The sequence below is a fragment of the Mesorhizobium sp. M1273 genome, from assembly GCF_040318195.1.
In the GTDB taxonomy this organism is placed as follows: Bacteria; Pseudomonadota; Alphaproteobacteria; order Rhizobiales; family Rhizobiaceae; genus Mesorhizobium.
Window position 1 is genome coordinate 78468 of sequence record NZ_JAMYLV010000002.1, and the last position, 13511, is coordinate 91978.

Sequence of the window (13511 nt, forward strand, 5' to 3'; positions counted from 1 at the left end):
ATGGCTGCTTCCGATACCATCCTCAGCGTCAAGGACCTTCGCGTCCGCTTCCGCACCCTCGACGGTGTGGTGGAGGCGGTGAAGGGCATCAATATCCACGTCAAATCAGGCGAAACCGTCGCCGTCGTCGGCGAATCCGGTTCCGGCAAGAGCCAGACGATGATGGCGGCGATGAGCCTGCTCGCCTCGAACGGCGAAGCCAGCGGCACAGTCGATTATCGCGGCCGCAATCTTTTGACCTTGAGCAAACCCGAGCTCAACAAGATCCGCGGCCGCAAGATCAGCATGATCTTCCAGGAGCCGATGACGTCGCTAGACCCGCTCTATTCGATCGGCAACCAGCTGATCGAGCCGATCCGCAAGCATCGCGGACTTGGCGCCGCCGCGGCGCGCGAGGAGGCGCTCAAGCTGCTGCGGCTGGTCCATATTCCCGATCCGGAGCGGCGGATGAAATCCTATCCGCACGAGTTGTCGGGCGGTCAGCGCCAGCGCGTCATGATCGCCATGGCGCTGGCCAACGACCCCGACATACTGATCGCCGACGAGCCGACGACCGCGCTCGACGTCACCATCCAGGCGCAGATCCTCATGCTGCTCGCCGAATTGCAGCGCAAGCTCGGCATGGCGATCGTCTTCATCACCCACGATCTCGGCATCGTCCGGCGCTTTGCCGATCGGGTCTATGTGATGCGCTATGGCGAGGTGGTCGAGGAGGGCGAGGCGGAAGCGATCTTCGCCAACCCGCAGCACGGCTACACCAAGATGCTACTTGCCGCCGAGCCGACCGGCACCAAGGCGCCGCCGCCTCCGAATGCCCCTGTCCTGCTTGAAGGCAGGAACGTCGAGGTGACCTTCAAGATCGGCGGCGGATTTCTTGGCGGCGAGCCGCTGCTGCTGCGCGCCGTCGATCACATTTCGATACGGCTGAAGCGCAACCAGACGATCGGCATCGTCGGCGAATCCGGCTCGGGAAAATCGACGCTCGGCCGCGCCTTGCTGCGGCTCCTGCCCAGCGACGGTATCATCCGGCTTGGTGACCGCGACATTTCCCACGCCGACCGCCAGGCGATGAGGCCGCTGCGGCGCGAATTGCAGCTGGTTTTCCAGGATCCGTTCGGCTCGCTGTCGCCACGCATGACCGTCGGCCAGATCATCACCGAGGGGCTCCTGGTCCATGAGCCCAATCTGTCGGGCAGGCAGCGCGATCTCCGCGCGGTCGATGCCTTGCTCGAAGTCGGGCTCGACCCGAACACGCGCAACCGCTATCCGCATGAATTCTCCGGCGGTCAGCGGCAGCGCATCGCCATTGCGCGCGCCATGATACTCAAGCCTAAAGTGGTGGTGCTGGACGAGCCGACCTCGGCGCTGGACCGCTCCGTGCAGAAGCAGATCGTCGAATTGCTACGCAAGCTGCAGGCCGACCACGAACTGTCCTATCTGTTCATCAGCCACGATCTCGCCGTTGTGCGCGCCATGGCCGACTACATCATCGTCATGAAACAGGGCAAGATCGTCGAGGAGGGGCCGGCCGAGGCGATCTTCAGCAATCCGCTGGCAACCTACACACAGACACTGATGGCCGCGGCCATCGATGTCACGCGATTTCGCCTGAGCGCATAGCCTTGCTGGCGATCCGCCACATGTCGACGTCGCACAGCACAGGCCACATGGCGCGGGTATAGCGAAGCACATTCGGGGTGACATCGTCGCCGAGCCCGGCTTCCACGCGGCAGGTGCGGAACGCCTTCTCGATGCGCTTTGTCGGTTCGCCCAGGCTGTCATGGACGACCGGCCCGCAGTCGCAATCAATACGCTTCCAGCGGCGCATATGGGCGATCAGCCGTGACGGCAGTCGCGTCGGCGGACGCCATTTCTTGCTTTTTTTCGCGTGCTGATCTTTGCAATAGAGCACGCCGCGGCCTAGGTCCGGCCAAGCTTCTGCGGCCTCGCCATCCCAATTGAGTTGCAGGATTGAACGATGTCGGCAGCCAGTGTAGAGCCCCACAATGATAAAGCGGCAGAGATGAGCGTACTGACCGTGCTTCCGGCGCAGCCGCAATGCCGCGCGCAGCAGTCCCGCTGCTTCCTCGCGCGTCAGCCAGCGCTCGCGCGCTGCTGGTTTGTCTGGTAAGGTGACGGACGGCTTCGGATCGAGACCGTATTCCTTGGCCCAAAAGTTGATCGCCGAGCGGAGGTCCTCAAGATCGCGACGCGGGCCTGATGTAAAGTCCTTGTCTCGCCACGCCGGGAGTAACGCACGGCGGGTCTCCATCGCCGCAGCGTTGAGCTTGGCGATTCGCTCACGCTCTACCCGATTGCGCTCGCGCGAACGGTGCTCGACATAGGCGCGGCAGCGATCTCCATTGATGTTGGCGACCGGCTCGGTGCCGAAGAATTCGTTCAGAAAACGCATCCTGGCGAGAAATTCCTTGCGACCGGCAATCTTGGCCTGGCGTGCTTCGGTATAGGCGGCGAGGATGTCACCGACAGTCAGGCGGCGGGCATCGGCCCTGGAGATCGGGCGCTGATATTTGCCTGCGGCGGCAGGCCCGAGTTGAGGGCGCAGCATACCTGAAGCGCTAGACACCGCTCCCGTGCGGGCATGATGATGGGTCGTCACAATGGTCCCCTTTTTTGCTCCGAAGTTGTTCGTCCTGCGGACGGGGATCACTAGAAGAGGCGACAAGACCGGCTTTGCAACAAGCAAAATGGGCGATAGTGCCGTGAGATGCAAAGACTTGCGAAAGGCGGCGCAGAATCGCGCCGGCTTGGCTTTCCCGCCGGACGACGAGTCTTGGTGCATTCCCGGAGGGTAGCTGACAGCCGCATCAAAATGGTGGCTCGGGTTATCCCATGTTCCGGTTGCAACTGAGGTGTAAATCTCACGCCGGCCTTCACGGGACGATTTGGCGTTTCGAAGCGGGGGAGGTTTCCGGTGCCTTGGAAATCTCGCTTTTTTCGGTGAGGAACATGCGTTAGCAATAGCCGCGATCCGATGCCACTGCGGGCACCGCGTAGCCTCTCCTCGGCCAAACCTCTTTTTGTCGAATGTACAGGCGCAACTTGGAAGAGCCCCTACGAGCCCTGAGCCATTGCCTCCCGGGTTGGACAATGTTTTTTCTGGTCGGAGTGGCAGGATTTGAACCTGCGACCCCATCGTCCCGAACGATGTGCGCTACCAGGCTGCGCTACACTCCGTGACCAGACCGCGGGCTTATAGCCGCCGAGTTTGGTTACTGCAAGCGCCAATGGCAGCGCTTCTGTCGCATTTCTTTCGCTTTCGCCGCCACGTCATACAGGTTTCAGTTTCCTGTCGCACAAACACGGCTTAAAGGGCATCTGGGTAACCGTCCACTTGCCTCGAAGCACCTGATTCAGCCGCCTGGAGTTTGCAGCCTTGTCGATGAAGATCGTTAGCGATGCCAGACCAAACACATTCGAGTTCGAAACCTCGGCGCTCATCATGCCGTCCGGGTTTCGCGAATATGATGCGCGCTGGTGGTTCGGCCATCCCGGCTCGAACGAAACGCCGGAACTCAATCTAATCGGCGTCCAGGCGCTCGGCATGGGGCTCGGCACGCTGATCCGTCGCCTGGGTGCCGGACCCGACATCGTCACCGGTCACGATTTCCGCTCCTATTCGCTTGCCATCAAGCTGGCGCTGGTTTCCGGGCTGATGGCGGCCGGCGCACGGGTCAAGGATGTCGGGCTTGCCCTGTCGCCGATGGCTTATTTCGCCCAGTTCGCGCTCGACACGCCCTCCGTCGCCATGGTCACTGCCTCGCACAACGAGAATGGCTGGACCGGCGTCAAGATGGGCGCGGCGCGCCCGCTGACCTTCGGTCCGGAGGAGATGAGCGCGCTGAAGGCGATCGTGCTGTCAGGCGATTTCGACCTTGTCGGTGGCGGCTCCTACGCCTTCGTTGCGGATTTCCGCAAAACCTACCTTGACGATCTGACCGCGGGAAAGCGCATCTCGAGAAAGCTTAAGGTGGTGGCCGCCTGCGGCAACGGCACCGCCGGGGCTTTCGCTCCCGAGGCACTGGAAAGTATCGGCTGCGAGGTCATCCCGCTCGACGTCGAGCTCGATCATACGTTTCCCAATTACAATCCCAACCCCGAAGACATGCAGATGCTGCACGCCATTCGCGACAAGGTGCTGGAAACGGGCGCCGATGTCGGGCTAGGCTTCGACGGCGACGGCGATCGCTGCGGCGTGGTCGACAATGAAGGCAACGAGATCTTCGCCGACAAGGTCGGCGTCATGCTGGCGCGCGACATTTCGCACCTCTATCCCGGCTCGACTTTCGTCGTCGACGTCAAGTCGACCGGATTGTTCATGACTGACAAGGTGCTGCAGGAGAATGGCGCGGTCACCGACTATTGGAAGACCGGTCACTCCTATATCAAGCGGCGGGTGGCCGAACTCGGCGCCGTTGCTGGTTTTGAGAAATCGGGCCACTTCTTCTTCAATCCTCCGATCGGCCGCGGCTATGACGATGGCCTGGTCACGGCCATCGCCATCTGCCAGATGCTGGATCGCAGCCCGCAAAGCAGCATGGCTGACCTCTATCGCGATCTGCCGCTGACCTTTGGCACGCCGACCATGTCGCCACACTGCGCCGACGAGCTCAAATACGGCGTCGTCGAGCGCGTCGTAGGCGACTTTCGCAAGATGAAGGACGAGGGCACGGTCTTCGCCGGCCAGAAGATAGGCGAACTGATCACCGTCAACGGCGTCAGGGTCGTGGCGGAGGATGGTACATGGGGGTTGGTGCGGGCATCATCGAACAAGCCGGAGCTTGTGGTGGTGGTGGAGAGCCCGGTATCGTCCGAGCGGCGGCGGCAGATGTTCGAAGCCGTCGATGCGGTGCTGCGCCGCAGCCCCGAAGTCGGCGCCTACAATCAGACTTTTTGAACGCGGGGCTTGTTTTCATGATCGAACGGATCGTCAGTTTTGTGATGAGCGGCGGCGTCGGCTCGCGGCTGTGGCCGTTGTCGCGCGAGGACAATCCCAAGCAGTTCCATGATTTCTCGGGCGACGGCTCAATGCTGGCCAAGACGCTGCGCCGGCTGACCGCGCGGCCGGAAGGCGAAACGCCGGTTTTCCTGATTGCCTCGGAAAGGCATGCCGACCGCGTTCATGCCGACATTGCCGGTCACGAGCTTTCCGGCGGCGGCCCGCTGTTCGAGCCGACCGGACGCAATACTGCCGCGGCCGTCGCTTTGGCAAGCCTGCGCACGCTGTCGGAATTCGGCGATAGCCTGGTGCTGGTGGTGCCGTCCGATCATGAGATCGCGACGCCACAGCAATTCTGGCGGAGCATCGAGGCCGGCACGGCGGCCGCGCGCCAAGGCAGGCTGGTGGTGTTCGGCATCAAGCCGGCCCAACCCGAGACCGGTTACGGCTACATCGAGGTGGCCGGCGAGCGCGATGGCATCTGCGATGTCTCGCGTTTCGTCGAAAAACCCGATCTCGCCACGGCGCAGAGCTATCTCAAGGCTGGCAATTTCTACTGGAACACCGGCATCTTCCTGTTTCGCGCAAGTGCCATGCGCGACGCGTTCATGGCCTTCCAGCCCGACATCTGGAGCGCCACAGAGGCTGCCTACCAGGCTGCGACATCGGATCTTTCCGGCCTCTACATGCCTCTGGATCTCTATGCCGCCATCCCATCGACATCGATCGACTATGCGATCATGGAGCGCGCCAGCGGCATCGCCATGGTGCCGGCCGGCTTTCGCTGGAACGATCTCGGCTCCTGGCAATCGCTGCTCGACGTCGGCCCCTCCGACACGCAGGGCAATGTCATCGTCGGCGATGTCGTCGCCATCGATTGCGAGAACTCCTATATCCGCAGCGACGGCCGCCTGCTGTCTGCCATAGGCCTGAAGGACGTCGCCATCGTGTCGACCGCCGACGCCACTTTCGTCGCCCCGGTCAGCCACAGCCAGAACGTCAAGAAGATCGTCGAGCAGCTCGAAAAAAGCGGCCGCCTTGAGACCAGGTTCACGCCCGCCGACGACCGCGTCATCGAAAGCGGCGCCTGGCAGCGCCGCGTGCACCATTGGCTGTTCGAGGAGACGGTGCCGTTGTGGTCGACGGTCGGCGTCGATGAGCGCCACGGCGGGTTCCACGAGGCGCTCGGCTTCGATGCCACCCCTCTGATGAAACCCAAGCGCATGCGCACGCAGGCCAGGCAGATCTACGCCTTCGCCGTCGCCAAGGCGCGCGGCTGGAACGGCCCGGCCGATCGGCTGATCAGCCACGGCCTCGAATTCATGGCCAGGCACGGACGTACCGACAATGGCGGCTGGGTACGCACGCTCAACGTCGACGGCACCGTCGCCGACGCCGCCGAGGATGCCTATGACCATTCCTGCGTGCTCCTGGCGCTGGCACATGCCCATATGTGCGGCAATCCCGATGCGTTGCGACTTGGCCAGGAGACCTTTGCGTTCATCGACGCGCATCTCGAGGACGAACGCCTGACCGGCTTCCGCGAGACCTCGAGCGGCGAGGGCGAGCGCCGCTCCAACCCGCACATGCATCTGCTCGAGGCATTCCTGGCCTGGCATCAGGCGACCGGCGAGCGCGCCCATCTTCGTCGCGCCGCGCGCATCGTCGATCTGTTTCGCAGCCATTTCTTCGACCCGGAAAGCTGGACGCTGGGTGAGTATTTCGACCATGAATGGCGGCCGACCCCTGGTGAGAAGGGCACGTGGACCGAACCCGGCCATCATTTCGAATGGGCCTCGCTGCTGGTCGACTTCGCCGGCCGCAGCGGCCAGAGCGGCTTGACCGGCCTTGCGCGGAAGCTCTACGCGTCGGCGATCGCCAATGGCCTGAACCGCGCCACGGGCCTCGCCTACGGCGCCGTCTCGCGGCAAGGCCTGCCGCTCGACCGCGTCTCGCGCAGCTGGCCGCAGGCCGAAGCGATCAAGGCGGCGATCGCGCTGGACGGTTCGGGCGGTCCCGACCTGAAGCCGGAGATCGAAGCACGGGTCGGCCGGCTGTTCCGCTGGCACATCAATCCGGCGCCGCTCGGCCTGTGGATCGACCGCATCGACGAGCGTGGCCGCTCCTTGGCGAGCGAGGTGCCGGCCAGCATCTTCTATCATCTCGTCTGCGCGCTGACGCAGTATCTGGACGGCACGGCGCCCAAGGATCAGTACGGGCTGGCGACATCCCCGGTCTCGACATAGACCGACTTCAGCTGCGAATAGAGCGCCAGTGCCGCGAGCGAATTCTCGCGGCCGATGCCGGATTGCTTGAAGCCGCCGAAGGGGATTTCGACCGGCGTCAGATTGTAGGCGTTGATCCAGCAGGTGCCGGCCTGCAGTTCGGCGATGACACGATGGGCGCGCGCCAGGTCTCGCGTGAACACGCCTGCGGCGAGGCCGAATTCGGTGTCGTTGGCGCGCTCGATCACCTCGTCCTCGCTGTCAAACTTCAGCACGCTCATAACCGGCCCGAAAATCTCCTCGCGGGCGATGCGCATCGTGTCGGTGACACCGGTGAACACCGTCGGCTCGACGAAGAAGCCGCCCTGAAAACCCTGCAGCGAAGGCACGTTGCCGCCGCAGGCGAGCACCGCGCCATCCTGCTTGCCGGCCTCGATGTAAGAGACCACCTTGTCGTGCTGCGCCTTCGAGACCAGCGGCCCCATCTGCGTGTCCGGATCGAGCGGATCGCCGATGCGGATTTTCTTCGTCCGTTCGGTCAGCCTCTCGACGAAACGGTCATGGATGCTACTCTGCACGAAGACCCGCGTGCCGTTGGAGCAGATCTGGCCGGTCGAATAGAAATTGCCGAGCATCGCGCCGCCGATGGCGTTTTCGAGGTTGGCGTCTTCGAAGACGATCAGCGGCGACTTGCCGCCGAGCTCCATCGTCGCGTGCTTCATCTTCGAGCCGGCGAGCGACAGCACTTTGCGGCCGGTTGGCACCGAGCCGGTCACCGAGACCTTGGCGACGACATTGTGGCCGACAAGGCCGGCGCCGACATCGCCAAAACCCTGCACGACGTTGAACAGCCCGTCGGGCAGCCCGGCCTCGGTATAGATTTCGGCGAGCGCCAGCGCTGATAGCGGCGTGTTTTCCGATGGTTTGAAAACCATCGCATTGCCCATGGCGAGGGCGGGTGCGGATTTCCAGCCGGCGATCTGGATCGGATAGTTCCAGGCGCCGATGCCGACGCAAACGCCGAGCGCCTCGCGCCTGGTATAGGCAAAGGGTCCGCCGAGATCCACGGCCTCGCCATTAAAGGCGGCGACCGCGCCGCCGAAATATTCCAGGCAGTCGGCCGCCGACGGGGCGTCCGCAACCAGCGTCTCCTGGATAGGCTTACCGGTATCCAGCGTCTCAATGCGCGCCAGATCGGCATTGCGCGCGCGCAAAATGTCGGCGGCACGGCGCAGGATGCGGCCGCGTTCGACCGCCTTCAGCCGCGCCCAGGCCGGTTGTGCTGCCCGCCCCGCCTCGATCGCGAGCTCCAGCACGTTCGGCGTCGCCGAGCGCAGCATGGCGATGGTCTCGCCGGTTGCCGGATAGATAACCGGCAGCGCTGCGCCGCGCTCGTCGTCGATATAGCGGCCGTTGACATAATGCGATGCCGTTGGCTGGGCGCGCATGACTGTTCTCCAAATCGTCTTGTCGCGGCATGCGGAATATGCGTCCGCCGGATCATGGCCTATCTGTCCGACACCTGCCAGCGCGGATTGATCCATGGTTCCTGGTTGGACGGTGGCAGCGGCGTACGCCCGAGAATGTGGTCGGCGGCCTTCTCGCCGGTCATGATCGACGGCGCGTTGAGATTGCCGTTGGTGACGCGTGGAAAGATCGAGGAATCGGCGACCCGAAGCCCTTCGACGCCAATGACGCGGCATTCCGGATCGACGACGCTCATCGCATCATCGGCACGGCCCAACTTGCAGGTGCCGCAAGGGTGGTAGGCGCTTTCGGCGTGGTCGCGGATGAAGGCGTCGAGCTCTTCATCCGATTGTACATGCGAGCCCGGCGACAGTTCCTTGCCTCGGTACGGATCGAAGGCCGCTTGCCCGAAGATCTCGCGGGTCAGCCGGATGCAGTGGCGGAACTCCGTCCAGTCGTCCGGATGCGACATGTAGTTGAAGCGGATCACCGGGTTCGATTTGGGATCGGGCGAGCGCAGCGTGACCGAACCGCGCGACTTCGACCGCATCGGCCCGACATGCGCCTGGAAACCATGCGCCTTGGCCGCCGCCTTGCCGTCATAGCGGACCGCGGCCGGGATGAAGTGATACTGGATATCGGGATAGTCGACGCCGGCGCGCGAGCGCACGAAGGCGGCCGCCTCGAAATGATTGGTGGCACCGAGGCCGGATTTGAAGAACAGCCATTGTGCCCCGATCAGCGCCTTCGAGAACGGGTTCAAGACGGAGTTCAGCGTGATCGGCTTTGTCGATTCCTGCTGGATGTAAAGTTCCATATGGTCCTGCAGATTGCGGCCGACTCCGGGCCGGTCGGCGATCACCGGGATGCCGTTCTCCCTAAGGTGCTGGCCGGGGCCGATGCCGGACAGCATCAGGATCTTGGGCGAGTTGATCGAGGACGCGGCAACGATCACCTCGCGCCGCGCTCTGACCACCTGAATCCGTTTGCGCACTTCGATCTCGACGCCGGTGGCGCGTTGATTCTCGATGATTACCCGCCGGGCGAAACCCTTGACCAGGCTGACATTTTTCCGCCTCAGCGCCGGCCTCAGATAGGCGCTCGCGGCCGACCAGCGACGGCCGCCGCGGATGGTCTGCTCCATCGGCCCAAAGCCTTCTTGCTTCGCGCCGTTATAGTCGTCGGTCAGCTCGAAACCGGCCTGACGGCCTGCCTCGACGAAGGCGCCGTAGAGTGGGTTCGTCCTCGAGCCGCGCTGCACAGTCAGCGGGCCGCCGTGGCCGCGCCAGCCATTCTCGCCGCCATTGCTGTCTTCCATGCGCTTGAAGTACGGGAGCACATCGGCAAAGCCCCAGCCGGTCGCGCCCTGTTCGGCCCAATGGTCGAAGTCGCGGGCATGGCCGCGCACATAGACCATGCCGTTGATCGAGGATGAGCCTCCGATGACCTTGCCGCGCGGCGTCGCCAGCACGCGGCCGCCGAGATGCGGCTCCGGCTCGCTGGCGAAGCCCCAGTCGTAAAGGCTCATATTGAGCGGGATCGACAGCGCCGACGGCATCTGGATCAGCGGCCCGATATCGCTGCCGCCATATTCGATGACGATCACCGAATGCTTGCCGTCCTCCGACAGCCGGTAGGCCATGGCCGAGCCGGCCGAGCCGGAGCCGATGATGACGAAATCCGCTTCAAGCATGGTTCATGCGCGCCCGTGGTTCATATGCGCAATGAAATCGGCCAGCGAGACGTTGCCGCCGGTTGCCATCACCAGAACGGTCTTGCCGGTTATGTCGACCTTGCCGCCGAGCACCGCCGCCAGCGAGGCAGCGCCGGATGGCTCAAGCACTAGCTTCATCCGCTCGAAGGCAATGCGCATGGCGCGCCGCACCGACGCATCATCTACAGTGACGCCGCGAACACTGGCGGTCGTCACCGCTGCGAACGGCGCGTCGCCGGGCCGCCGCGACATCAGCCCGTCGCAGATCGATCTCGGTCCGATCGGCATGGTTTCGATGGCGCCATGCGCGAGCGACGAGCCCATGCCGTCAAAACCTTCCGGCTCGACGCCGATGATCTCCGTGGCGGGCGACAGATAGTGGAAGGCCAGCGAAACGCCACCTATCAGCCCGCCACCGCCGACCGAACAGAACAAGAGATCGGCCTCCACTTGCCTGGCGGCGAGCTGGTCGAGTGCCTCCAGTCCGGCGCCGGCCTGGCCGGCGACGATCTCCGGATCGTCGAACGGGTGCAGCAGCGCCAAGCCATCGCTCGCGGCGATCTCACGCGCTCTGGCGGCGGCGACTTCCTCACGCGCTCGCTCGCCATGGTCGGTTAGCACGACACGCGCGCCATACCCCGACGTGGCATCGCGTTTGGCGGCCGGCGCGTCGATCGGCATGACGATGGTGACGGGAATGCCAAGCGCTTGGCCAGCCGCCGCTAGCCCCTGCGCAAAATTGCCGGAGGAGTAGGCGACGACGCCCTTTTTGGTTTCGTCAGGCGAGAGCTTCTTCAGCCGCCAGTAGGCGCCGCGCACCTTGAACGATCCTGCCCATTGCAGCGATTCGGCCTTGACGAAGATGCGGGCGGCGCCGGTCTCGCGGGCAAGTGCCGCCGATTCCAGGAGCGGCGTGATCTGCGTCGCCTTGGAGGTGACGGCATAGGCCTGCCTGAGATGGTCGAGCGAGGGGACGAGACGGTCTGCCATCATTCGCCTCGCGGAAAGCGCTTCTGCTCTTCGAGCAGGTCGAGGTTCATATGGTTTCTCATGTAGCGCTCCGATGCCTTCTGCAGCGGCTGGAATTCCCAGGGATAATGGGTGCCGTTGCGCAGCGCCGGGTAGACCACCCAGCGGCGTGCCTGGCTGGCACGTACCGCGGCATCGAACGCCGCCATGTCCCAGCGCGCCCGCACCTTGTCGGTGAAAGCGGCCACCAAAGCCGCATTGGCCGGATCGGCGGCGAGGTTGGTCGATTCCAGCGGATCCGATTCAAGATCAAACAGTTGCGGCGGATCGATCTCGCAATGGATGAATTTGTAACGGCCCTCGCGCAGCGCCACCATCGGCGCGTTCGAGCCTTCGGCGGCATATTCCATCAGCACCGGCGCGGAGGGCTTCTTTCCATTCAGCAGCGGCAGCAGCGACTGGCCGTCGGTCCACGGCGCAATCGCGCTGATGTCGATGCCGGCGAGGTCGCAAAGCGTCGGCGTCACGTCGAGGTTGGAGACCGGCGTATCGACCAGCCCGGTGGCGATGCCCTTGCCGGCGATCATCAGCGGCACCCGCGCCGAACCTTCGAAGAAGCACATCTTGAACCACAGGCCGCGCTCGCCGAGCATGTCGCCGTGATCCGAGCAGAACAAGATGATAGTGTCGTCGAGCATGCGCGTGCGCTCGAGCACCGACGTCAATTCGCCGAGCTTGTCGTCGAGATAGGAGATGTTGGCGAAATAGCCGCGCCGTGCGCGGCGTATCTGCTCAGCGGTGATGTCGAACCTGTCATAGTCGCTGGCGCGGTAGAGCCGCTGCGAATGCGGGTCCTGCCTGTTGTAAGGAATGAAGCCGACCTCAGGCTCGAGCGCCGGGCAATCCTCGTAGAGGTCCCAGTAGCGCTGCCGCGCGACATACGGGTCGTGCGGATGGGTGAAGGAAACCGTCAAGCACCAGGGCCGATGTGCGGCATCGTCGGAGACGCGGGCAAAATCATAGAGCTTCTGCACCGCATGGAAGGCGACCTCGTCGTCATATTCCAGCTGGTTGGTGATCTCGGCAGTACCGGCGCCGCTGACGGAGCCGAGATTGTGATACCACCAGTCGATGCGCTCGCCGGGTTTGCGATAGTCGGGTGTCCAGCCGAAATCGGCCGGATAGATGTCGGTGGTCAGCCGCTCCTCGAAACCGTGCAACTGGTCCGGCCCGACGAAATGCATCTTGCCGGAGAGGCAGGTGTGATAACCTGCGGCACGCAGATGATGGGCGAAGGTCGGGATCGAAGACGCGAATTCGGCGGCGTTGTCATAGACCCCGGTGCGTGACGGCAACTGGCCGCTCATGAATGCGGCGCGGCCCGGCGCGCAGAGCGGCGAGGCCGTGTAATTGTTGCAAAAACGCGCCGAACGCGCGGCGAGCGCCTTCTGATGCGGCGCGTGCAGGAAGTCCGCCGGCCCATCCGGAAACAGCGTTCCGTTGAGCTGATCGACCATGACGATCAGGATGTTGGGTCGCTTGGATGTCACTGCTTCTGCCGTCCGCTGAGCTTCGTTTCGAGATAGTCCTCGACCAGTGCAATCGCGGTCGCGGCGTCGGGAACACCGTCCTTCAGCGCGCGCCTGATATAGAGCCCGTCGATCAGCGCCGCCGTCGCTTCGGCGACCCGATCGGCCTCGCTTCTCGGCAGGATGCCGGTCAGCCCGCTGAGCAGATTGGAATGCAGCCGCCGCGCATAGACCTTGAGCAGCCGTCGAAGTGCTGCCGATTTTTGCGCCTCGACATAGAAGGCGAGCCAGGCGGCGATCGTTTCGGGCTGGAACTGGATGTCGGAAAAATTGACCGCGACCACCGCCGAGACGCGCTGGCGCGCCGTGCCGGCCGCGCGAAGTGCACGGCGCGTATCGGCGGTTAGCTCGCTCAGGATGTGCCGCATCGTCGCCAACAGCAATTCGTCCTTGACGCCGAAATAATGGTGGGCAAGCGCCGAGGACACGCCGGCGCGCCCCGCGATTTCCGACATCGTCACATCAAGCGAACCGCGCTCGCCGATCGCCGAGATCGTTGCATCGATTAGCGCCCTGCGGCGCAACGGCTCCATTCCGAGTTTCGGCATTCCTGCTCCGGCCTGTTGGGGCAAGATTATTTTTTATTG

General features: G+C 63.7%; 9 protein-coding genes and 1 tRNA gene. 3 read left to right on the top strand and 7 right to left on the bottom strand.

The window, feature by feature from the left end; genetic code table 11:
• Window positions 1-1620, top strand: a complete 1620-nt coding sequence (locus NKH30_RS02840; protein WP_352683819.1) for an ABC transporter ATP-binding protein — start codon at window positions 1-3, stop codon at window positions 1618-1620.
• On the opposite strand, the gene NKH30_RS02845 is transcribed toward NKH30_RS02840, so the two are convergent.
• Entirely contained in the window at window positions 1595-2671 is a 1077-nt protein-coding gene (locus tag NKH30_RS02845; RefSeq protein ID WP_352683821.1) for a site-specific integrase, read from the bottom strand. The genes NKH30_RS02840 and NKH30_RS02845 overlap by 26 nt on opposite strands.
• Before the next feature lie 450 nt (window positions 2672-3121).
• A tRNA-Pro gene (locus tag NKH30_RS02850) sits at window positions 3122-3198 on the bottom strand.
• A 205-nt stretch (window positions 3199-3403) separates the two neighbouring features.
• On the opposite strand from NKH30_RS02850, the gene NKH30_RS02855 reads away from it, so the two are divergent.
• Both NKH30_RS02855 and NKH30_RS02860 read left to right on the top strand, forming a co-directional pair.
• Window positions 3404-4918: a phosphomannomutase/phosphoglucomutase gene (locus NKH30_RS02855; RefSeq protein ID WP_502901209.1), complete on the top strand. Its 1515-nt coding sequence runs from the start codon at window positions 3404-3406 to the stop codon at window positions 4916-4918.
• A 17-nt stretch (window positions 4919-4935) separates the two neighbouring features.
• Entirely contained in the window at window positions 4936-7206 is a 2271-nt protein-coding gene (locus tag NKH30_RS02860; RefSeq protein ID WP_352994129.1) for an AGE family epimerase/isomerase, read from the top strand.
• On the opposite strand, the gene betB is transcribed toward NKH30_RS02860, so the two are convergent.
• The 5 genes from betB to betI are packed head-to-tail and all read right to left on the bottom strand — an operon-like array spanning window position 7170 to window position 13472.
• Complete coding sequence (betB, locus tag NKH30_RS02865) at window positions 7170-8633, bottom strand: betaine-aldehyde dehydrogenase (protein WP_352994132.1); 1464 nt, start codon at window positions 8631-8633, stop codon at window positions 7170-7172. The two genes, NKH30_RS02860 and betB, sit on opposite strands and share 37 nt — an antisense overlap.
• Window positions 8634-8692: 59 nt before the next feature.
• Window positions 8693-10345 (bottom strand): choline dehydrogenase, encoded by a 1653-nt coding sequence (gene betA, locus NKH30_RS02870; RefSeq protein WP_352618572.1) that lies wholly within the window; start codon window positions 10343-10345, stop codon window positions 8693-8695.
• Between the two features lie 3 nt (window positions 10346-10348).
• Window positions 10349-11356 carry a pyridoxal-phosphate dependent enzyme gene (locus tag NKH30_RS02875; RefSeq protein ID WP_502911449.1) on the bottom strand — a complete coding sequence of 336 codons (1008 nt, stop codon included), beginning with the start codon at window positions 11354-11356 and terminating at the stop codon, window positions 10349-10351.
• Window positions 11356-12885 carry a choline-sulfatase gene (gene betC, locus NKH30_RS02880; protein WP_352994137.1) on the bottom strand — a complete coding sequence of 510 codons (1530 nt, stop codon included), beginning with the start codon at window positions 12883-12885 and terminating at the stop codon, window positions 11356-11358. Before betC ends, NKH30_RS02875 begins: the two co-directional genes overlap by 1 nt.
• Entirely contained in the window at window positions 12882-13472 is a 591-nt protein-coding gene (betI, locus tag NKH30_RS02885) for a choline-binding transcriptional repressor BetI (protein ID WP_352770589.1), read from the bottom strand. Before betI ends, betC begins: the two co-directional genes overlap by 4 nt.
• Window positions 13473-13511: the final 39 nt, after the last annotated feature.